The sequence below is a fragment of the Mailhella massiliensis genome (assembly GCF_900155525.1).
Lineage (GTDB): Bacteria > Desulfobacterota > Desulfovibrionia > Desulfovibrionales > Desulfovibrionaceae > Mailhella > Mailhella massiliensis.
This window is the reverse complement of record NZ_LT706952.1, coordinates 1160909-1182922: the sequence shown is the minus strand read 5'-3', so window position 1 is coordinate 1182922 and position 22014 is coordinate 1160909. Positions and strand designations below refer to the sequence as shown.

General features: G+C 60.4%; 16 protein-coding genes. 10 read left to right on the top strand and 6 right to left on the bottom strand.

What is annotated here, in order from left to right; translation table 11 throughout:
• Positions 1–422 precede the first annotated feature (422 nt).
• Positions 423–1898: a sigma-54 interaction domain-containing protein gene (locus CZ345_RS15610; RefSeq protein WP_077073976.1), complete on the bottom strand. Its 1476-nt coding sequence runs from the start codon at positions 1896–1898 to the stop codon at positions 423–425.
• Positions 1899–2141: 243 nt separating this feature from the next.
• On the opposite strand from CZ345_RS15610, the gene CZ345_RS15605 reads away from it, so the two are divergent.
• The 5 genes from CZ345_RS15605 to CZ345_RS15590 all read left to right on the top strand — a co-directional run bounded on the left by CZ345_RS15605 (position 2142) and on the right by CZ345_RS15590 (position 7207).
• Complete coding sequence (locus CZ345_RS15605; protein WP_077073975.1) at positions 2142–4586, top strand: glycyl radical protein; 2445 nt, start codon at positions 2142–2144, stop codon at positions 4584–4586.
• A 130-nt stretch (positions 4587–4716) separates the two neighbouring features.
• The gene (locus tag CZ345_RS15600; protein WP_077073974.1) at positions 4717–5610 is read left to right on the top strand and encodes a glycyl-radical enzyme activating protein; all 894 of its coding nucleotides are present in this window, start codon (positions 4717–4719) and stop codon (positions 5608–5610) included.
• 14 nt (positions 5611–5624) lie between these two features.
• Positions 5625–5924, top strand: coding sequence for an ErpA-related iron-sulfur cluster insertion protein (locus CZ345_RS17615; RefSeq protein ID WP_154674820.1), 300 nt, complete (start codon positions 5625–5627; stop codon positions 5922–5924).
• Between the two features lie 63 nt (positions 5925–5987).
• Positions 5988–6284, top strand: coding sequence for an ErpA-related iron-sulfur cluster insertion protein (locus CZ345_RS15595; RefSeq protein WP_077073973.1), 297 nt, complete (start codon positions 5988–5990; stop codon positions 6282–6284).
• A 137-nt stretch (positions 6285–6421) separates the two neighbouring features.
• Positions 6422–7207, top strand: a complete 786-nt coding sequence (locus tag CZ345_RS15590) for a DUF169 domain-containing protein (RefSeq protein WP_077073972.1) — start codon at positions 6422–6424, stop codon at positions 7205–7207.
• 65 nt (positions 7208–7272) lie between these two features.
• Here CZ345_RS15590 and CZ345_RS15585 read toward each other — a convergent pair whose 3' ends face one another.
• On the bottom strand, positions 7273–10503 hold the full coding sequence (locus tag CZ345_RS15585) for a UvrD-helicase domain-containing protein (protein ID WP_077073971.1): 3231 nt from the start codon (positions 10501–10503) through the stop codon (positions 7273–7275).
• A gap of 122 nt (positions 10504–10625) precedes the next feature.
• Here CZ345_RS15585 and CZ345_RS15580 point away from each other — a divergent pair, with 122 nt between their 5' ends.
• On the top strand, positions 10626–11330 hold the full coding sequence (locus CZ345_RS15580; RefSeq protein WP_077073970.1) for a tRNA1(Val) (adenine(37)-N6)-methyltransferase: 705 nt from the start codon (positions 10626–10628) through the stop codon (positions 11328–11330).
• Positions 11331–11381: 51 nt separating this feature from the next.
• On the opposite strand, the gene CZ345_RS15575 is transcribed toward CZ345_RS15580, so the two are convergent.
• Positions 11382–12650, bottom strand: coding sequence for a methyltransferase domain-containing protein (locus CZ345_RS15575; RefSeq protein WP_077073969.1), 1269 nt, complete (start codon positions 12648–12650; stop codon positions 11382–11384).
• A 105-nt stretch (positions 12651–12755) separates the two neighbouring features.
• Here CZ345_RS15575 and CZ345_RS15570 point away from each other — a divergent pair, with 105 nt between their 5' ends.
• From CZ345_RS15570 to argC, 3 genes are read left to right on the top strand one after another with little or no spacing between them, the layout of a single operon-like run.
• Positions 12756–14414 (top strand): CsgG/HfaB family protein, encoded by a 1659-nt coding sequence (locus CZ345_RS15570; protein ID WP_077073968.1) that lies wholly within the window; start codon positions 12756–12758, stop codon positions 14412–14414.
• A gap of 23 nt (positions 14415–14437) precedes the next feature.
• Entirely contained in the window at positions 14438–14707 is a 270-nt protein-coding gene (locus CZ345_RS15565; RefSeq protein WP_077073967.1) for a DUF1844 domain-containing protein, read from the top strand.
• Between the two features lie 46 nt (positions 14708–14753).
• The gene (argC, locus tag CZ345_RS15560; RefSeq protein WP_420538668.1) at positions 14754–15806 is read left to right on the top strand and encodes an N-acetyl-gamma-glutamyl-phosphate reductase; all 1053 of its coding nucleotides are present in this window, start codon (positions 14754–14756) and stop codon (positions 15804–15806) included.
• Positions 15807–15964: 158 nt separating this feature from the next.
• On the opposite strand, the gene CZ345_RS15555 is transcribed toward argC, so the two are convergent.
• Positions 15965–16870, bottom strand: a complete 906-nt coding sequence (locus CZ345_RS15555) for a LysR family transcriptional regulator (RefSeq protein WP_077073965.1) — start codon at positions 16868–16870, stop codon at positions 15965–15967.
• 397 nt (positions 16871–17267) lie between these two features.
• On the opposite strand from CZ345_RS15555, the gene CZ345_RS15550 reads away from it, so the two are divergent.
• Entirely contained in the window at positions 17268–18707 is a 1440-nt protein-coding gene (locus CZ345_RS15550; RefSeq protein ID WP_077073964.1) for an SLC13 family permease, read from the top strand.
• Positions 18708–18963: 256 nt separating this feature from the next.
• Here the strand turns inward: CZ345_RS15550 and CZ345_RS15545 are convergent, their stop codons facing one another.
• Positions 18964–19860 (bottom strand): LysR family transcriptional regulator, encoded by an 897-nt coding sequence (locus tag CZ345_RS15545; RefSeq protein WP_077073963.1) that lies wholly within the window; start codon positions 19858–19860, stop codon positions 18964–18966.
• 152 nt (positions 19861–20012) lie between these two features.
• On the bottom strand, positions 20013–21992 hold the full coding sequence (locus CZ345_RS15540; RefSeq protein WP_077073962.1) for an NAD(P)/FAD-dependent oxidoreductase: 1980 nt from the start codon (positions 21990–21992) through the stop codon (positions 20013–20015).
• Between the last annotated feature and the right edge of the window lie 22 nt (positions 21993–22014).

The window sequence follows — 22014 nt, the reverse complement described above, 5'->3', positions numbered from 1 at the left end:
ATAACATATTGAAAAATAACTGATTAAAACGAAAAAGAAGAAAATGCTCCCGGAGGGGAGCGGAAAAAAACTGCGAAAAAATAAAGAAATTTTTCTTTTTTGAAAGAATATTGTGAAAAGTATGGCTAAAGGAAAGCGGATTTTTTCGTTAAGTTTCACAGCAATACAACAAATCCGCCTTTTTTGTTAAAAAATACTCAAAATGATGCGTATGCTTCATGCGGGGAAGTCCGGCGCGGCGTGCGCCCGGGGCTTTTTCGCTGCAGGGAGGAGGCTCTCGCTAGGCGGCCTTTTGCCTCATCGTTGTTGCGGACGGCATGATGACGGAAAAGCCGCTGTGTCTGAGGAGGAAAGGCCGGGATATGCGCAGCCCTGCGCCGCACGGCTGCGCGGGGATACCGTGCGCTTTTTTCGGGAGACGGCTAATAATCTTCTTCGCCGATGCCGAGCTGCTTCATCTTGTAGCGAAGACCCGGGCCTGTGAGTTCCATGATGCGGGCGGCTCTGGAGACGTTGCCCCCGGTCACGCGCAGTACGTTGCGGATGCAGCGCGCTTCGAAGGCGTTGAGCTTTTCCTTGAGGGGAATGACGCTGCTTCGTTTGACGTCGCGGTAATCATCCGGGAAGGGGAGAGCTTCCTGACGGGGGGAGGGCGGAGTCGAGGCCGCGCTGCGGCCGCCGAAGCAGGCGTCGCGGAAGTGGCGGGGCAGGCAGTCTTCGTCGATGACGCTGCGGTCGCCGAGAAGCGCGAGGGAACCTTCCATGACATGCTGAAGTTCCCGTATGTTGCCGGGCCAGGAGTATTCCCAGAACAGCTTCATGACCGAATCGGAAACGCGTACGTCCTCCGCCGCATTTTCCGGGCGCTGCAGGAAGGTGGAGACCAGAAGCGGAATGTCTTCCCGCCTGTCCCGCAGGGGCGGCACGCAGATGCCCACCACGGCCAGACGGTAGTAGAGGTCGTTGCGCAGAATGCCCTTTTCCACGGCGGAAAGCGGCGGCTCGTTCAGAATGCTGACGACGCGCACATCCACATCCTTTTCCACATGCGCGCCGAGTCTGCGTATCTTTTTTTCCTGAAGCACGCGCAGAAGCTTGGCCTGAAGTCCTAGGGGCATGGAATTGAGTTCGTCGAGCAGCAGCGTGCCGCCGTCGGCCTTTTCAAAGAGCCCGGGCTTGTCCGCCGCATCGGTGTACGCGCCTTTCGAGGTGCCGAACAATATGCCTTCCAGCAGATTTTCCGGGATGGCCGCACAGTTGACGGCGATGAAGGGCCGCTGCCGCCTGGGGCTTGCGGCGTGCAGGGCCTGGGCGAAGAGTTCCTTGCCCGTGCCGTTTTCTCCCCAGATCATGACGGGTACGGAGCTTTGCGCGGCCACCTTCGCATCGCCGAGTGCGCCCCGCAGGGCCGGGTCGTGACCGATGATGCTGTCAAAGGTGTACCTTGTGTCGCCGCCGCAGGGCGCGGGCGGACGTGTGAGTGCCTTCGTCTCACCGGTGAGCAGCGCGCTGTCCACCCAGATGGTGAAGGCAAGCACGCCGTCCCTGCGCCCCCTGTCGAAGAGCGGGTAAAAATCCGTTACCGAGGAGAAGAGGGAATTGTTGACGGTTTTGTACCAGTAGGCCTTTCTTAAAAGAGGCTCTCCCCGGCGCAGGCATTCCATGGTGGGAATGCAGGCCATTCCGTTGGGAACATACAGTTCCGTGATGTGCTTGCCCACCACCTGGGATTCGGTAAAGCCGTCCACCCGCTGCTGGATTTCGTTCATGTAGACGCAGGTGCCCGTGGCGCCCACCACGGCCACTCCTATGCTCATGTGGTCCCAAATGGCCGTCATGGCGGGAGACATGACGGCAGACATGCTGACGTTGCGGAAGGTGTCCGGGCCGATGAACATGGAGATTCCTTGTGGGCTGATGTGATAAAATTTTCCCATGTATAAAAAAATTCTTTTTAAAAAGAAAGTTTTTTTATGCTCCTTAAAAAATTTTCCCGACTGTTTTGGAAATATAAAATAAAATAAATCATAATATTTCAATATGTTAATTGAAAAGCTCGGCGTTTGGCACGCTTTGTGCATTATCTCCGGCACAAGCAAGCGACTTTCCCGGCCTTTAACATTTCCGACAGGAGAAAACCCATGTCCGTCATAGACTTCGATTCCTCCGCCCCCGTGGAAGGGCAGGGCTACGCCATCAACTGGGACACCGCCGAACAGCGTATCACGGAACTGAAGGATTACCTCATGACCGCTCCCCAGGTCATGGACCCGGAAAGGCTCCGCTGCCTTCTGGACGTGTATGAGGAGTTCGCCGGGGAATCCACCCTGTACATCCGCGCCAAGCTTTTCGAGCGCGTGCTTCTCACCAAGAAGATTTTCCTCGACGGCAACCCCATCGTCGGCACGCTTACGGGCATACGCTGCGGCGTGAACCCCTATCCCGAATGGAATGTTTCGTGGATCAAGGATGAAATGCAGCTCGCCAAGATGACCTCCCTCGGGGAAATGAAGATTCCCAAGGAAACGGAAGAGCTGCTGGAAAAGGTGTACAGGAAGTGGAAGAACCGTACCTGCATCGCCCTGAACAACAGGATGTACAAGGACAAGTACGGAGTGAACCCCGCGCAGTACTCCAGGGCCGGCATGTATTACGATAACGTGAGCGTGGCTTCCGGTTCCGGTATTGCCGACTATCCCAAGGCGCTCAACAAGGGTCTGCGCTGGGTGCTCGACGATCTGAAGGAACGCCTGCGCGCCTGCCCCACCACGCTGGACAACAAGGAAAAGCATGACCTTTACCGCGCCATGATCGTGGCCGTGGAGGCCGTCATCGCCCATTCCCACCGCTATGCCGAGCTTGCGGAAAAAACGGCCGAGGCCGAAACCGACCCGAAGAACAGGGCCGAACTTCTGGAAATCGCGGAAATCTGCCGCCGCGTGCCCGAATACCCCGCCCGCAACTTCCGCGAAGCCATACAGTCCTTCTGGTTCGTGCATCTGGCCATTGAAGTGGAACAGATGGCATGCGCCACTTCTCCGGGCCGTTACGGCCAGTACATGTATCCCTTCTATAAGAAGGATATCGAAGAAGGCAGACTCACGCAGGAGCAGGTCATCACCCTGCTCAAGTTCCAGTGGATCAAGCACATGGAACTCGGCGAATACCAGGGCGGCTCCTATGCCAAGACGTTGTCCGGCCATACCGGCCAGACCATCACCATCGGCGGTGTGGATGCCGACGGCCGCGACGCCAGCACCGAGCTTGAAGAGCTGCTTTTGGAAACTCAGATCCGCATGCGCGGCATTCAGCCTACGCTGACGCTGCTCTACCATCCCAAGCTCAAGCCTTCCTACATGAACAAGGTGGTGGACTGCATCCGCGGCGGCTCCGGCCAGCCGCAGATCCTCAACAACACCGTGGTCATCGAGCGCAACCTCGCCCGTTTCGCGCAGTACAGGGACGGCATTACGCTGGAAGACGCCCGCAACTGCGGCAACTACGGCTGCGTGTCCACCGGCATCTGCGGCAAGGGCAGCTTCATTACGCAGGAAGACCAGCCCTGCCTGGCCAAGGTGGTGGAACTTCTGCTCAACAACGGCAAGGACCCCGGCACGAAGAAGGTGGTGGGCGTGGAAACCGGCGATCCGCGCGAGTTCGCAAGCTTTGAGGAACTCTACGACGCCTGCAAGGCTCAGCTCAGGCATCTGTTCACCATTTCCCGCCATCATTCGGATCTCAGCCAGATGGCGCGCCTTCAGGTGGTGCCCAGCGTGTTCCGCTCCGTCATGTACGACGGCTGCATTGAAAAGGGCATGTGCGAAGAAGCGGGCGGCACCCGCTACCCGCAGGTGAACCCCATCATGACCGCTGGTGTGGATGCGGCCAATGCCCTGCTTGCCATCAAGCACCTTGTCTTCGATACGAAAAAGATCACCATGGATCAGCTTCTGGAGGCCCTCAAGGCCAACTTCGAAGGCTACGAGGACATCCGCAGGATGTGCTTCGAAGCGCCCAAGCACGGCAACGACTACCCTGAAATCGAAGCCTTCGTGCAGCGTTTCTATCATGACGTGGATGAAATCCACAGCTCCATAGGCCCGGACTGCTTCGGCCACAGAACGCCGCTGGACGCCTACTCCCTGTCGTATCACAACTACTTCGGTTCGCTCATGGGCGCGCTGCCCACGGGCCGCAAGGCGGGCGTCGCCCTTACCGACGGCAGCGTATCCGCCATGCCCGGTACCGACCATGAAGGCATCACCGCGCTCATCAAGTCCGGTGCGGAAGCCATCGACACCGTGCGCTACGGCGCCAACCACTTCAACGTGAAGTTCCTGCCCTCCGCCCTGGAAGGCCCGCAGGGAGCGCGCAATCTCATTGCGCTCATCAAGACCTACTGCGACTACGGCGGCTCGCATATTCAGTTCAACTGCGTAAGCTCCGACACGCTGCAGCACGCGCAGGACAACCCGCAGGAATACAAGGATCTTGTGGTTCGCGTGGCCGGCTTCAGCGCCTACTTCACCCGCCTCGACCGCGGCGTGCAGAACGAGATCATCAAACGTACGGAATACGCGGGTTAGGCCCGCGGGAAACGGGGGCGCATCGCGCCCCCGCCCCGGAAAACACCGCGGAAGCAGGAGCCGTGCCTGTCCGCTTCTGCAAAAACACCCCCGGCATGAAACGACGATCGCCTCAGGGGGAGGAAGGATCATGAGTCTGGGAACCGTGTACAATATTCAGCGCATGTCCACCAAGGACGGCCCCGGCATCAGAACCACCGTGTTTCTGAAGGGCTGCCCGCTGCATTGTCTCTGGTGCAGCAACCCCGAATCCCAGAGCTTCGCGCCGCAGCTTCTTTTTTTCGACAATCTCTGCGCGGGCTGCGGAGCGTGCAGCGCTGTGTGCCCCTCCGGGGCGGCCACGCTGGAAGAACACGCCTCCTGCCAGAACAGGGAGGTGTGCCGCAACTGCGGGGCCTGCGCCCGGGTATGCCCCACGAAGGCAAGAGAGATGAGCGGCCGCCCCATGAGCGTGGAAGAGGTGATGGCCGTACTGCGCAAGGACGCGCTTTTTTATGAAAATTCCGGCGGCGGCGTCACCTTCGGCGGCGGCGAACCCTCATCCGGCGGACAGTTCTTTCTGGATCTGCTGGAAGCTTCGGTGCTGGAAGGCTGGCATGTGGCCGTGGATACCTGCGGCTTCTGCGCGGAGGATGTGTTCCATGAGGCCCTGAAGACTGCCGACCTTTTTCTTTTCGACGTAAAGCACATGGACCCTGAACGGCACAGGGAACTCACCGGGCAGAACAACGCCGTCATCCTCCACAATCTGGAGGCGGCGCTTCTTTCCGGCAGGGAGGTGCACATCCGTATGCCGCTCATGCCCGGACTCAACGATTCGGAGGAAAACCTCGCCGCCATGGCGGAATTTCTCGGAAGATTCGGGCGCAGGGAAATAGAGATCATGCCGTGCCATGCCTTCGGACGCAACAAGTATGCGGCGCTCGGCCTGCCCTTTCCGGCAGTCGCGCAGTACCGGCCGGAGGAACTTGCCGCGGTTCGTGGGCGTTTTTCAAGGCACGGCCTTTCCACCGTCATCGTATAAAAAAGGATGAGACCATATTTACCGTAACCATCGGCGAAGAAATGCTGGAAAAGCTCCGTTCCATGCTGGAAGACGAAGACGAGGACACCTGCGTGCGCCTGCGCGAGTACAAGGTCGGCGGCGGATGACACTGCAAGATCGTGCTCGGTCTGGGCATGGATGAAAGGGATGAGGACGAGGACGAAAAGGTCGTCGTGGAGGATGTTCCCTTCATTGCCGACAACGATTTTCTCATGAAATACGGCAAGGCTTTCGAGCTGAGCTTCAACGAAGACAGGCAGGTGGTGCTTACGGCGCTGGAGGCGTCGCTCTAGAGCGAAAAAGCGCGCTTTTCCCGCAGACGCGCCGAAGAGGAACCTGCCCGCACGGGAGATACCATGTTTATTGTGACCGTCAGCGAAGACATACTGGCAAAACTCCGTTCCATGCTGGAAGATGAGGACGAGGGAGCCTGCGTGCGCCTGCGCGAGTACACCCTCGGCGGAGGCTGCCGTTCCCGCATCGTGCTGGGCCTTGCCCTGGAGGAAAGGGATGAGGAGGACGAAAGCACGACGGTGGAGGATGTGACCTTCATTGCGGACGGAGATTTTCTTCTGAGGTACGGCAGGAAGTTCGCACTGGAATGCAACGGGGAAAAGCAGCTCGAAGTTCACGCTCTGGAAGAGCAGAACTGATGGAACATTCCGGGTGAAACGTCCTTCCCCCGTCCCCGGGAAGGGCGTGGGAGAAGCCCGCCTTCCGTATGCGTGCGGGAGGCGGGTTTTGCGTGGAACAAGGCAACGCGCGATGCGCGCCGCGAGGAGGGAAATTCATGGCGGATTATGCGGATATGCACGCGTTTCTCATGCGGGAACTTCGACTCCTGCATGAGCCTGTGGGCATACGGTTTTTTTTTGAAAAAGAGGAGCTGGAAAAGTTCCGCGGCAGGGGGCTGCATGTGGAGCCCGTCCGTCCGCTAACCTTCTGTCAGGCGGAACTCGGGGCGCGCATGGAAGGGCGCATCGTTCTTCTTGAGGGAAAAAAGCTCTGGTGTGCCGACGCGCGCTGCGTGTTCGGCATGGACGAATTGAGCGACAACATGGTGCGCGATCTCATGCGCTTCGGCACGGGCGAAGAACAGGTGCGCCGTTTTGCGGAAGGAAAGCCCCGCATGGCGCGCGCTCCGCTGGCCGTGCTTTTTTCTCCCCTGCGTGCGCAGGAGGGCGCGCCCGACGTGGTGCACTTCTGCTGCGACAACATGCAGGCCTATCACCTTGTGGACGACTGGATGGCCGTTTCCGGCGTGCATCCCTTCCGTCCCTCGCTCTGCATCAATTCCGCGGTATGCGGCGGCACCGCCTTTTCCTGCATCGAAGATCAGGCCAACATGACCCTTGCCTGCGCGGGCAGCTACAATTCCGGCAAGATGGAGCGCGGGGAAATCAACGTCATGATTCCCGGCCGCCAGATGGAGGCCGTGGTACGGCGCATGAAGGAACGTGTGGAAAAAACGGGCGGCGTTTCCCTTACGCGGGCGGGGCAGCCCTTTCCGGGGGCGGACATCTGCCAGAACTGCCCCGTCATCGTGTTTAAAAAGCCCCGGGAGACGGATGCCTGATGGGCACGGATGCGAAACGGGCCGCTTTCTCAGGGAAGGCGACCCGTTTCGACAGGAGAGAGGCTTCAGAACAGGCTGAGCTGGCTGGCCGTGGTTTTCGTATGCCGCGCCAGCTTGACGGCGCGGAAGCGCGCAAGGGGCAGAAGCGGCGAGGGCGGAAGCGCGAGGCTGTGCCCGTACAGGCTGCGCTTTGCCGCGGAGGAAAGAAAGACCGCTTCGGAAGCGCGGGTGATGCCCACATAGAGGAGGCGCTGTTCTTCGTCCACGGGCGGAGGCGTGAAGTCGTCCTCCTTGCCGAGAAGCGCGCCCACGCCCCGGAAGGGGAGAAGGCCGTCTTCCGCACCGGGAATGAACACGGCTTTGAATTCCAGGCCCTTGGAGGCGTGCAGCGTCATGATCTGCACATATTCCGCCTGAGAACGCACCGTGTCGATATCGCGCCGGAAGGAAACGAAATCCAGCAGATTGTCCCAGCTTCCCTGTTCCTTCCATGCAAGACGCAGACGGCGGAAAGCCGTGGAATCCTTGAAGAGAGGGTCGAAACAGGCCGGGCGCGCGGCAAGCACCGCCTCCGGTCCGGCGTTCCAGGTGTCTTCGGGCACATCGTCCAGCGGCCCCTGTTCCACGGGAGAGGGGGACGGTTCGGCCGGAGCCATGGCCGCCAGCAGAGGAAAGCGCCCGGCGTCGAGGAAGGCGGCCTCCCTGCGGGAATGTTCCCTTCTCTGCCGAAAACGGGCCGCAGCCTGCAGCATGAGATCCACGCGCTCATCGTCCCAGAAGGCTTCCGCCTCCGGTGCGGCGCAGGGGATGCCCCGTTTTTCCAGCGCCGCGCGTATGGGGGCCATGAGAGCCTTCAGGCGGCAGAGCACGGCGATTTCCCCGGGGCTGCACGAACCGGCTTCCAGGTGGCAGCCCGAAAGGGTTTCGTGCAGGTCGGCCTGCTGATGGGAGGTTCCGCCGATGAGGTAGGCGATGCGGTCGGCTATCCATGCGGCCTCGCGTTCCGCGCTCGGCGCGGCCATCCACTGCAGCGTGGCGGAAGAGCCCGTAACGGACGTGAGCTCTCCGCAGGCGGCTTTGCCGTCCAGAGCGTCGTGCCCGGCATCCAGGATGGCTGCTGCGGAGCGGTGGCTTTCGGTAAGGCCCAGCACGCGAAGCTGAGGCCAGCGTTCGCGCAGGGAATCTTCTATGCCCGCATCCGCGCCGCGGAAGCCGTAGATGGACTGGTCAGGGTCGCCTATGCCGAAAAAGCCCGAACCGTCGGCAGGGGTCAGCGCCTGCACCAGTTCCTTCTGCAGGGGGGAAAGGTCCTGTACCTCGTCCACGAGAATATGCTTCCAGGGCTTGGCGGCCCCGTAATTTCTGCTTTTCAGTTCAGCCAGCCAGGCTTCCGGCAGGTCGGTGTAGTCGGCAAGATTGCGCTCCTTTTTCCATGCCCGGTAGTTTTCCGCAAGGGATACGAGTTCTTCCGGCATGTTCAGCGTTTCCCGCGCCAGTTCCAGACGTTCGTACAGCCTTCCGGCTTCTTTTTTCTCAAGTCCGGGGTTGGCCTCGGCAAAGGCCCTGCGCGCGCCTTCTTCGGAAAGCACGACCGGAGCTTCTCCCTGCCAGCGTTTCAGGGCGAGGGCGTGCAGGGTATCGGTTTCCGGCAGGGCGTTTTCTTCTTCCGCATCGCCGCGCAGCGCGGCGGCAAGTCTTGCGCGCATTTCCTCCGCCGCCCGCCGTGTGAAGGTGACGGCCACGATGTCCGAGGCGGGAGTGCCGGAACGTATGAGGCGGGCCATGCGGCCCACCAGCGTGCGCGTCTTGCCCGCGCCGGGGCCCGCCAGTACCAGCACGGGGCCGGGGCCGGCCGTAAGGGCTTCCTGCTGCATGGGGCTGAAGGAATCGGGGGCGAAGGAGGGCTTTTCAGGAGCTTTCGGGGCCGGAGCGGGCCGGGCCTGCTCCTGTTTTTTTTCCTCTGCGGCTCTGGCAAGGCGCGCGCTTTCCCTCGCCGCATTTCTGCGCCGGGGGGCGGCGTTTCCCAGCAGGGAGGGGGCGTTTTCTCCCTCCTCAAAAAGGCGGATGACGCCGTATTCCCCGTCGTAGCCCGCATGGCGGATGACCCGGCCCGCCCTCATGCGGGCCACGGCCTCGCCGAGTTCCGGCCAGACATGGCGCAGATCATGTTCCGGCACATCCTGCAGAATGCTCATTTCCGAACCGAAGCGTTCCAGAAGTTCGGCGTATTTTTCCTGCGTTTTTCTGGTTTTTGCGCCGCAGTGCAGGATTTCTCCCAGAATTTCCGGCAGGGGAATGAGGGACTGGAAATCCTTGCCCGGGCAGGGCGGGGCGTTTCTGTCGGCAAGAGCGAGCACTCGGTGCAGCACGCCCACGGTGAGGGGCTTGCCGCATACCGGGCAGATGTTGTTCAGCTTCATGCATTCGGCAGGTTCCAGTACGACGCCGCAGGCGCGGTGCCCGTCGAGGTGATACTTGCCTTCTTCGGGGAAGAATTCCAGCGTCCCCGCGTAGCGGGTTGCCCCTTCCTTCTTATGCACGGCGTCGAAAATGCCGTCGTAGGTGGCGTCTCCCTCGAAAAGCGTGGCTTCCCGGGCAAGGTTTTCCCCGGAGTGGGCATCGGAGCTTGAGACCATGAGCAGATGGTCGAGGCTGCTCCAGCAGCGGTTCATGTCCGGGTCGGAGGAAAGGCCCGTTTCCGCGGCGAAAATATGGGGGGTGAGGTCTTCGAAGCACTCTTCCAGACTGTCGAAACCGGATTTGGAACCGAAGAGCGCGAACCACGGCGTCCATATGTGGGCGGGAATCATGTAGGCGCGGGGAATCTCCAGCACCATGGCGAGCAGATCCTTCACGTCGAGGCCGAGTATGGGCCTGCCGTCCGATTTCAGGTTGCCTATGGCCTCCAGCTTTTCGCAGAGCCTGTCGGCGGACTCGAAGTCGGGCATGTACACAAGGCTGTGTATCTTGCGGACCGCGCCGTTTTTCTTGTAAATGGAACTGATTTCCGCCTCGAGCATGAACTTCGGTTCGCGCGGGGCGAGTCCTGCGAGGTGGGGAATCTCCCGCGTCACGTCGTCGCCGTTCAGGGGGCGTTTCAGGCGCAGAAGGCCGCTGTCTTCATCCATTTCCAGGCTGTCGCGCAGTTCCTGCCTCCATACGGGGTGCGTGAAGTCGCCCGTGGCAAGCACGTCGATGCCCTTGGCTCCGGCCCATGCGGCAAGGTGCGGCAGAGTGAGGCGGGAGCTGGTGGCGCGGGAAAAACGGGAATGGATGTGCAGGTCGGCTCTGAACATGGATGACTCGCGGCGGGAAAGGATGGAAAAAACGGTCGGCGGGGCCTGGGTGAATGTTTCTGCCCCGTTATAGCGGGAACGGCCGCCGGGCGCAATGCGACCGGAAAGCGCATGGAGGGAAAATGACGGAGAAGCGGGGGCCTTGGGCGGACTTTCCTTCCGGGCTGGAACAGCCGGAGGGCAGTTTCCGTTTCAGCGCCGATGCGCTGCTGCTGGCCTCCTTTGCCGGGGAGATGCTTCCGCGCGAGGAGGCGTTTTTTGTGGAACTCGGCACCGGCTGCGGGGTGGCGGCGCTGGCCGTGCTGCGCGAAAAGCCCCTGTGGCGGGCCGTGGGGGTGGAAATCATGCCGCCCCTTGCGGAGGCTGCGGGCCGCAACGCCGCCCTGCTCGGGCTTGAGGAGCGCTTCTGCGTGGTGGAAGGCGACGCGGCCGACCGCGCAACGCTTCGCCGCGCGAGGGGAGCGTTTCTGCCTCGGGGCGGCGAGCGCCTTTTCCCCATGGTCATGTGCAATCCCCCGTGGAGGCGGGAGGGAGAAGGGCGTCTGCCGCCTTCTTTGCTGCGCCGCACCGCGCTTTTCGGCACGAAGGAGACGTTTCGGAATTTTTTTCAGGCTGCCGACGGACTGCTGGAGCAGGGCGGGGTGCTTGCCGTGGTAAGCGGCGCGGAACGCACGGCCGAGGCGCTGGAAGCGCTGCCGCCGCGTCTGCATCCGGAACTTCTGCGCTTTATCTTCACGAGAAAGGATGCGCCCGCCGCCTTCGTGCTCCTGTGCGCGCGGAAGAACGGCCGCGCCGCGCTCCGGGTGGAGAAAAGGGAAGTTCGGTGAAGGCGGCCCCGAGGCCTCCGGCGGGAGCGGAGGGCGCTTTCGCGCCCGTACTCAGCGCTCCGACCAGATGAGCCTTTTGTTTTTCACGTTGAGTCTGCCGAGCGCCAGACCGTTCCAGCGCAGAAGCACGGCGCGCGCATCGGCGGGAACGGAGGAGGGGGCGGGCAGGCTCTGTCCCTTGAGAAGCCCCGAGATGAGGCGCAGCCCTTCTTCTCCTTCAAGGTCGAGTTTCGGGCCGGGGCCGTCGATGCGTACGCGCGGGGAGAGGCGCAGTTCGCCGTTTTTGCCCGTTTTTCCCATGTACAGCCCCTGCCAGTGCAGATCTTCCGGCAGCAGGGAGAGCGCCGGAATGGGCAGAGCGTGCAGGCTCTGGCCGAACAGGCCTATTTCCGCGTGCACACGGCGGGGGTCCAGCCCCTGGGCGCGCAGCTGCGCTTCGCCCGCCACCTCGGCGATGACGGGCCTTTCCGTCTGGGGGACGGGGTCCGTCGGCGTGCCTTCCTTGCGGAGCCTTGCCACGAAAAAGCCCTGCGTGTCGCCTATCTTGGGATTCAGGCACCACACGCCTTCACATCCCTGCGGGGCCTGAAGGTCGAAGCCCGGCACGTCGTCCAGCGCTTCCAGCGTAAGACCGAGCTCTTCTCTGGCAAAGAGCACCTGCTTTTCGTTTTCCTCCACGTCCGTGGTGCAGGTGGAATAGACCATGACGCCGCCGGGACGCAGCAGCCGGGCCGCCTCGCGCAGCAGATCCTTCTGCAGGCGTATGAGCGGAGCCACCTTGTTGTCCTTCCAGATGTCCATGACCCGGGGGTTCTTTTCCACCGTGCCCCAGCCGGAGCAGGGCGGGTCGAGCTGGATGTAGTCCCACGAGGCGTCGGGCAGAGGAATGTTTTCCCCGCTGCGGCAGCAGGTTACCGTCTGGGTGAGACCCATGACGTGCAGGTTGCGGCGCAGGTTGGCGAGGCGCACGGGGGAAGGTTCGTTGCCGAGCACCATGCCCTGCGGCCCCACCAGCCAGGCGAGCTGGCTGGTCTTGCTGCCCGGGCTTGCGCACATGTCGAGCACCGAGGCTCCCTTCGGCGGATCGAGGGCCACGGGGGGCAGCATGGACGCCCGGTCCTGAATATAGATGAGTCCGAAGAACCCGGCCAGACTGTTGCCCAGAGGGAAGGGGCCTTCCACAAGGCGTCTTGCCGGAGCGAAGAAGGGGTCTTCCTCAAAGCGGAAGCCCTGCAGACGGAGCATTTCCTCAGCGGTGGGAATTTCTTCCCTGGCACAGGCGAAGCGGAAGGAGCGGCGTGCGGTGGTCGTAGTCTCCAAAATAACTCCAGAGCGGGAATTGTTACAAAAAAGGGAGGATAAGCGCTGTTGCCGTTTGGGGCGAGAAAGTGTAAAGTGCCTTGCAAATCCTTCAAGGAGATTTTTATGTCCAGACGTTTTCTGCCCGTTCTTTGGGCATTTACCCTTCTGCTCTTCATCATGCAAGTGCCCGCGTCGGCGGCCACCTATGTGGTGTCGCCTTTCTCGGTTACGGGTGCTCAGGGCTATTCCTATCTCGGGCAGGCCGTGCCGTCCATGCTGACGTCGCGCCTCTACCTTCAGGGCCGGTTCGAACCTGTGGAACGGCAGGATGCCGCGATGAAGGAAAAGACGCCCGGTTCCAAGAGCGCGGCGCAGGCTCTGGGCAAGAAGTTCGGGGCCGACTATGTGGTGTGGGGCGGCATTACCGTCATGGGTGAACAGGCCAGCCTCGACGTGAGCGTGCTTTCTCCCGACGGCAAGGTGTGGAAGGAATCCTCCACCAGCTCCGTGAACGCGCTCATCGGCGGCCTTCAGGCCGTGGCGGACAGCATCAATGTGGAAGTGTTCGGCCGTACCGACGTGGCGCGTTCCTCCGCTCCCGCAGGCGTTCCCGGCGCGCCGAGCAGCGCCTTCGTGGTGAACGAAACGCACGGCCGCGTGGAAGGCGACACCTATCTGAACCCCTCCCTGCGCTATCAGGGCGTGGAGTCCGAACGTGCCCAGATCCGCAGCCAGATGATCAACTTCGAATGCATCGGCATGGAAGTGGCCGACATCAACGGCGACGGCAAGAACGAAGTGCTGCTGCTCAGCCCCGGCACCGTGAACGCCTATACTTGGAAGAACGGCAACAGGCTTGTGGAAATAGGCGAATACCGCTTCCCCTCCTCCCTGCATCCCGTGCTTGTCCGCCACTATAAGCAGGACGGCAGGAACTACGTCATCCTCACCGGTTTCGACGAAAGCAGCTATGAACCCTACTCCCAGGTGCTGAGCTTTGCCGGCGGCAAGTTCAGCGTGGTGGTGAAGAGCGTTGACCGCTATCTCAATGTGGTCAACATTCCGCCTCTGTACAATTCCGTGCTCGTCATGCAGGAAGGCGACCGCAGCAAGGGCGTACGCGGAGCCATCTACGAAGCCCGCATCAAGGGCGGCGACGTGGTCCGCAACGGCAAGCTGTCCAACCTGCCCCGTCAGGCCACGCTGTTCAACTTCTCCTGGATTCCCGCGGACAGGGGCCGTCAGGGCGACCATCTGGCCCTCATTGCCGAGAACGAAACCCTGCTTACCTTCGATGCGCGCGGCAACCGTCTTGCCGGTACGGAAGATACCTACGGCGGCAGCTCCGTCTACCTTGTGGGCGACAGAGGGCTCGGCAGCATCGCCATGCCTACCGACAGCGCCGATCTTGTGCTCAACTATGTGCCCATGCGTATGCCCGTGGTGGATCTCGACCACGACGGCCGTTATGAACTCATCGCCAACAAGCCCGTCACCACGGCGGGCAAGCTGTTCACCAATTACCGCACCTACCCGCAGGGCGAAATCCACGCCATGCTGTGGAACGGCATGGGCATGGAACTTCTGTGGAAGACCCGCCGCATCAAGGGTACGGTGTGCGACGTGACGGTGGCCGACGTGGACAACAACGGCAAGGTGGATCTTGTCGTGGCCGTCAACTCCTACGGCGGCGTGACCTCCGGCCTCAAGACCCGCTGCGCGGTGTACATGTATCCGCTGGATACCACCAAGGTGAACGCCAGGCCCAATTATCAGGAATAAACGCTTTTCCCTCCGGGGGTACCATGTCTGACAAAACCGATCCGGCCGTGATGCCGGAAGTGACGTTTTCCACCTTTGTGCTGTCTCTGGCCTCTTCCGCGCTGGTGCATCTGGGCGAGGTGCCCAACCCGGAAACGGGGAGCATCGCCCGCAACGAGGTGCTGGCCCGAAATGCCATCGACGTGCTCACCATGCTCGACGACAAGACGCGCAACGGACTCACCCCCGAGGAAAGCAAGCTCATACGGGACGTGCTCTACGAACTGCGCATGAAGTTCGTGGCCCGTTCCTGATATTTCCCTTTCAACAGGCCGGAGCAATCCGGCCTTTTTCTGGAGTATTGCCATGCTGCGAGCCGGACTGGTCGGCGTAACGGGCTATACCGGGATGGAACTGTCCCGTATTCTGGCTTCCCATCCTTCCATCAGGCTGACGGCCGCCACGTCCCGGCAGGACGCGGGCAAGCGCCTCGACGCCGTGTATCCCTTCCTTCAGGGGCTTCCCGGCGCCGATGTGACGCTTACGGAACCCGAAGCCGCCATGCTTGCGCGCGAATGCGACGTGGTCTTTCTTGCCGTGCCCCACGGCGTGGCCATGGAAATAGGCGCGGAACTGTACGATGCGGGAGTGAAGGTCGTGGATCTTTCGGCGGATTTCCGCCTGCGCGACGCAGACGTGTACGAAGCCTGGTACAAGCCCCATACCCGCAGGGAATACATCGCCAGGGCGGTGTACGGTCTGCCTGAGCTTTATGCCGACGACATCGCACGCGCCCGCCTCATCGCCAATCCCGGCTGCTATCCCACGGCGTCCATTCTCGGCCTGTACGCTGCGCTGAAAAACGGCATCGTAAGGACGGACGACATCATCATCGACGCCAAATCCGGGACTACCGGCGCAGGACGCAAGGCCGTGGTCAGTTCCCTGTACTGTGAAGTGGCCGATTCCTTCCGTCCCTACAATATCGGCGGCAAGCACAGGCATACCCCGGAAATCGAGCAGGAACTTTCCGTGGCCGCCGGGGAAAGCGTGACCGTGTCCTTCAATCCTCATCTTCTGCCCATCAGCCGCGGCATACTCGCCACCATATACACGAAGCTGACGGGTTCTCTTTCCCAGGCCGACGTGCAGGCCCTGTATGAGGATTTCTGGAAGGATGCCCCGTGGGTGCGCGTGCTCCCCGCCGGGAAGCTGCCGGAAACGCGCAACGTGCGCGGCACCATGTTCTGCGACATCGCCGTGACCGTGGATCAGCGCACCGGTCGACTCATCATCACTTCCGCCATCGACAATCTCTGCCGCGGGGCTTCCGGGCAGGCCGTGGCCAACGCCAACCTCATGTTCGGCCTTCCCGTGGAAACGGGCCTGAACTTCGCTCCCCTCGTGCCGTAAGACTCCCCGGCTGATATCGGGAAAAAGAAGGCGACGGATGTGTTCCGCCGCCTTTTTTTGTGCCCGGCCGCATACGGGGAGGCGGTCCGGCCTGTACGGCAGGGCCGCACCCGAAGGCGAGCCGTCTTTTTATGCCGTGCTTCGGGACGTTTTCCGCCTCATTCCTGAAGATCGCGCGCGAAGTTTTCGATGAGGTATTCCCAGAACAGGCGTTCCGCGAGGGAAAGTTCCGGGGTGCGTATGGCCACGATGGGCGCGCTGTGGTCCATGTCGGGCAGGGGAATGTCTCTGGCCGTCATCATGCCTTTCCGCACGCGGTAATCGTGCCGGAACATGGTTCCCGCCTGAATGAAGACGGCCTCGTTTCTGATGACGAGGTCGAGAATGTCGTCTCTGTTGGCAAGGCGGTATTCTCCCCCGAAGTACGGGGAATAGCGCGAAGAGACATGATCGGCGCTGTGGGAATAGTAGGCGATGCGGAGCGTCTTCAGATCCTGCGGCGTGAGCTCCTTCTTGTGCGCCAGCGGATGGCCGGAACCGATGAACATCTTCCTTCTGTCGGTATAGAGCGGCACAATCTGGCAGCCCATGCCCATGGCCTGTTCCCGTATCTTGAGCCCCATGGCGACCAGGGTGACCGCAATGTTGGAGCGGCCGCTCTTCAGGTCGGAAATGATGTCGACGTTGGGCACGTTTCTCACGAACACCTCTATCTTCGGGTGCAGTTTTCTGAAAGGCAGTACGATTCCGCTCGTCAGGTGAAACGAGAGCAGCGGCTGCGCGCATACGGCTGCCGTTCCCCCGGCCTCCACGCCCTTTCCCCGGGCAAGAATGTTCTGGGCCAGTTCCAGAATGCTGCGTGCGTCTTTGTAGGTAAGCCGGCCCAGAGGCGTGAGGCTGACCCCGCTGTTGCCGCGTTTGAGCAGGGGGCTGCCCAGCTCCTCTTCCAGACTGCGTACGGCGGCGGAGACCGCGGGCTGGGAAATTCCGAGTTTCTGCGCCGCCGCGCTGATGGCCCCCGCGTCGGCGGTGGTGACAAAGTATTCCAGCTGTTCCAGTCGCATGTCTGCCCTCCGTAGTGAGCCCGGCGGCATGTTCCGTTTTTCGTTATTTCCGTCCGTCGTAAAAAGCGCCCATGTATGCCGGCAAAAGCTCATGTCGCTGCGCTTCCCATAAATATAGCCTGTTTTTTCCTCTTGCAGCAAGCTTCTTTCCTATAATTTTGGCTGATATCCAGCCATTGATAATTAATATTTTTCTTTTTTTCAGATTTATCTATTAATAGTATTCAATAAAGCATCAATATTTTTATATGCCGAAAAAGGCATGATACAGCAGTATTAAATGACTGTAATGTGCTGCTGTTTTTTTTATACCGTTGCATGTGAATAAAATTTTTTTAAAAAAAACGGCCGAAAGATGGCCGTTTTACGGAACGTTCAATGCGGATGGAGGTAGAAGATGAGTTTTGAACTGACCAAGAACGGGCCGAAATTCTATGCGAATCTGGCCGTCATGATTCTCATCATGGTGGGATTCAGGTTCATCACTCCCCCGGAGGGACTCACTGCCGACGGTCTTGCGGTGGTGGGTGTGTTCTTCGGCGTTCTGTACGGCTGGCTTTTCCTTGATATGATCTGGCCTTCCTTCGTGGGACTGGTCGTTCTCGGCATGACGCTGCCCCAGCCCATGGATGCGGTGCTCGGCGGCGCTTTCGGCAACAATACCTTTCTTCTTCTGCTCTTCTTCTGCATGGTCGCCAGCATCATCAATGCTGCGGGCATAGCGGAATACGTGGCACGGCGCATCATCTGCGTTCCCATCGTGGTCGGCCGCCCGTGGGTGCTCATCTTCATGCTCTGCATCGCCATGTGCGCCCTTGCCACCATGCTGACCATGACGGCCGCCGTGCTCGTCGCCTTCCCGCTTATCAAGGAAGTATGTCGTCAGTACGGCTACAAGCCCGGCGATGCCTTTCCCATGATTCTGCTTCTGGCCATGCTCTATGTGGCGGACATCGCCTACATGATGCTGCCCTTCAAGAGCCTTCCCGCCATCGTTTTCGGTATTTACGGCCAGATGAGCGGCGGACAGGAAATCAATCTCGCCTCCTACGTCGCAGTAACGGGCTTCCTGCTGCTCGTGTCCATCTTCTTCGTCATCTTCATCTGCAAGTTCATTCTGAAGGCGGACGTGTCTCCCATCCTGAACACCCGCGACTGTATGCACTTTGAAGAGCAGCTTTCTCCCTACCAGAAGACCATTCTCTGGTCCTTCCTCGGGCTCATCGTTCTTCTGCTTCTGCCCAATATCCTGCCCGGAAGCTGGGCCCTGTCGAAGTTCCTGAAGGCCATGGGCAACAACGGCATCCTGCTTGCCTACATCGGCATCTACCTCATGCTGGGATTCAAGGAAGGCATAGGACTCAAGGAAATCATGCACAAGTCCGTGGCATGGCCCGCGCTCTTTCTGGTGGCCGCCGTGCTCAGAATCACCGGCGCCTTCGAAGCTACCGGCGTGACCAAGTTCATTGCCGACACCTGTGAACCCATGCTGGCGGGCTTCAGCGGCAACCTTCTCGTGTTCATCGTGGTGTGCACCACCACCCTCTGCACCCAGCTTACCAACAACAACGCCTGCGCGGCCACCTTTGCTCCCATCGCCTATACGCTGGCCGTGGCCAACGGCAATGTGGACCCGCAGGCCCTTCTCTCCTGCGTCATTCTCTCCTGCACACTCGGCATAGCCACGCCCGCGGCGGCCACCACCTCGGCCATCCTGTACGGCGATACGGAATGGGTTCATCAGAAGACCGTCATCAAGTACGCAAGCTACTTCTGGATATTCAATATCCTGCTGCTCTCCTTCGTGGGCTATCCGCTCATGACCATAGCCTTCTGATCACCGGTTACGGAACCGGAACGCCCCGCTTCGGCGGGGCTTTTTTTTATATGCAGGAGGCCGGTGCGTTTTTCTGCCGGGCAGGGTATCCTTCGTTCCCGCACGACTACGGTGTTTCCTCCCGTGTTCATACGCTTCTTGCATCTTTCCGGGGTCGGCATGATGCGTTGTCTGCCGGGAGACGGCATCCGAAAGGTTTTGAACAGGGAGCCTACAGATTGCAGGAAAAATTCTCGAAAGGTTTTGAACAGGGAGCCTACAGATTGCAGGAAAAATTCTCGATGAGATAGTCCCAGAAAAGCTGTTCTATGGGGGAAAGATCCGGGGCGTGCAGGGCGAAGACCTCGGCCCTCGGGTCCACCTCCGTCAGGGGGATGCTCTTTTCCACGAGAAGTTTTTCCATGACGCGGTAGTTATGACGGAACATGTGGAAGGGCTGGATGAACACGGCTTCGTTTTTGATGACGAGGTCGAGTATGTCCTCCTTGTTGGCAAGGCGGTAGGTCTCGCCGAAAAAAGGCGCATAGCTGCGGGAAACCTGGTCGCGTACATCGGAATAGTAGGCCAGGTGGAGCCTTCGGAGGTCTTCCCGCGTGAGCGTTGCCGAAGCGAGGGGGTGGGTTGCGCCCATGTACAGGCGGCGTTCGTCGGTAAAAAGATGCTGGTGTTCCCAGTTCATGGCGCGTATCTGCTCGATGAGCCGGGCATTGCCCGACAGCGTGGTAAGGGCGATGTCGGCGCTGGTCTTCTGCAGTCTGGCGATGATGTCGTAGTGCTGGCAGCCGTGCACGAAAATGGTGACCTTCGGGTAACGCTTCTGAAAGGGAACGATGAGGTTGGGGGTGATGTAGCAGCTTATGATGGGCGTACAGGCGAGATGGATTTCTCCTTCCGGTTCCCGTTCGCGGTTCTGACCGTGCCAGTTGCCGATGATGTCGAGTATGCCCACGGCTTCGTCATGGATTCTTTCCCCTTCCGCGGTGAGAAATATGCCCCTGTTGGTACGCTTGAACAGGGGAAAGCCGAGTTCCGTTTCCAGACTTTTCACGGAGGCGGAGAGCGCGGGCTGTGAGATGTGCAGCGTTTCCGCCGCCTTGCTGATGGATTGCAGGCGGCTGATTTCGATGAGGTGGCTCAGTTGCTCAAGGCGCATATTTCCCCCTTGTTCCCGGGGTCCGGTCGCCGGGAAAATCATGTATTCTACAGATGTTATTATCTTGCGTGAGGCATATCCGCAAGCTTGCGGATTAAACGAAAAGGGCGGAAGAAGAGCACCTCTTCCGCCCTGTTGCAGGGGATGTGTTGCTACAGCGTCAGGCCTGCGTCGAAGCCGGTATGCACGGCGTGTACGATGCTGGAAGCCTTTACGCAGTCGCCCACGTTGATGACGTCGAAGGCCGAGTCCGTGAACTGATCGCGTTCCTTGACCAGAGACTTCGTACCTACGGAAATGATGACGGTGTCGGCCTCAAGGAACTTTCTGCCGTCTTCGTTTTCCACCCACACGCCCTTGTCGGTGATTTCCCTGCAGGCGGTGTTCACCATGGTTCTGACCTTGTTCTTTTCCAGGTGAATCATGTAGGCGGTACGTTCGGTCAGTTCCGTCTTGGCGGCGAGGTATTCGGCCATTTCCACGATGGTGCATTCATGGCCGAGGCCGTTCAGGTGTATGCCGAGCTCCACGCCGATGGCGCCGCCGCCGATGATGACCACCTTTTTGCCCACGGTGTCTTCATGGCCGAACACGTCGAAGGACATCTTCGCCTTTTCCACGCCGGGGATGGGGGGCACGATCTGTTCCGCGCCCACGGCCACGATGACGGCGTCGAAGTCGTTTTCCTCGATGATTTCGCGCGTGGCGGCGGTGTTGTACACCACGGTGATGGCCGGGCGCTTCTTCACCTGGCGTTCCAGATATTCATGGAACAGCTTCATTTCCTTCTTGAACCACATGGGATCGGAAAGAAGGGCCTGTCCGCCGAGGCGGTCGGTCTTTTCATAGAGCACCACGCTGTGCCCGCGGTCCGCGCAGCTGATGGCCGCGTTCATGCCTGCCACGCCGCCGCCGATGACGGCCACCTTCTTGGAGCGTTCCGCCGGGGGAATGCGCAGCTTCTGGGCGCTCTGGAACTGCAGCGGGTTGACCATGCAGGTGCGGTCGTAGCTGGGGTAGGTGAGCAGGTGCAGATCCTTGGAAATGGCCACGCGGCGGCCGTGGTCGAGGCAGTAGTCGCAGCGCAGGCAGGGGCGGATGTCGTCTTCGCGACCTTCCTTGGCCTTTTTGATGATTTCCGGGTCGGCCATGGCGGAACGGCCCATGAGCACATAGTCGGCCTGGCCTTTGGCCAGCACTTCTTCCGCGATTTCGGGGCTGTAAATGCCGCCCACCACGCCGATGGGAATGCTCACGCCGGATTTCTTCACGATTTCGCTGGCCCATGCGTTGTGAGCCACGGGGTCGAATCCGGTGGGATGCTGCTTGGGCCTCGTGAGCGCGTCGATGCGGTGGCCGCAGGTGATGTGCACCATGTCCACATAATCCTGGAAGATCTTGACCTGTTCGGCGGTTTCCTCCGGCATGATGCCGCCTTCCACGCCGTCGGTACCGTTGAGGCGCAGTTCGATGAGCAGGCTGTCGCCCACCACGCGACGGATTTCCTTGAGGATCATCACGGGGAAGCGGCAGCGGTTTTCAATGGAGCCGCCGAACTCGTCGGTGCGGTGGTTGGTGAGGGGGGAGAGGAAGTAGTTGATGAGCCAGCCGTGGGCGAAATGCAGCATGAGGCCGTCGAAATTGGCTATCTGCGCCCAGTGGGCGTATTCGCCGAACAGGGCGGCCACTTCTTCCAGTTCTCCCTTGGTGGCAGCCTTGGAGCCGAGATGCGGCTCGTCGTCGGCGGAAATCTTCTTGAAGCCCGCGCGCATGTAGGGACCGCCGTGCAGGAATTCCGCAAAGGTTCTGCCGTTGAAGGCATGTACGGCGCGCTGGAAGCGCTGGAAGTTCATCTGATTGCAGGTTTTGGGATTCAGGTTGAAGCAGTGTTCGTGGCTGCCGTCGACGGGCACTTCCATGGGCAGGGCCACGGAGGAGAATCCGCCCTGAATGAAGCGCATCCAGAAGTCGATGCCGAAGGTGTTGATGCGGCCGTCGCTGTCTTCACCGCCGCCCGTGGCGCCGGTGCCGATGGGGGCGACGCGGGCCCTGTTGTTGAAGCGTACCTTGTTTTTGCCCACATACATGGGTTCGAAAAGGTGGGGATATTTTTCCTTGTATAGGGGTTTCATGGCGTACTCCTGAGGGGGCGGC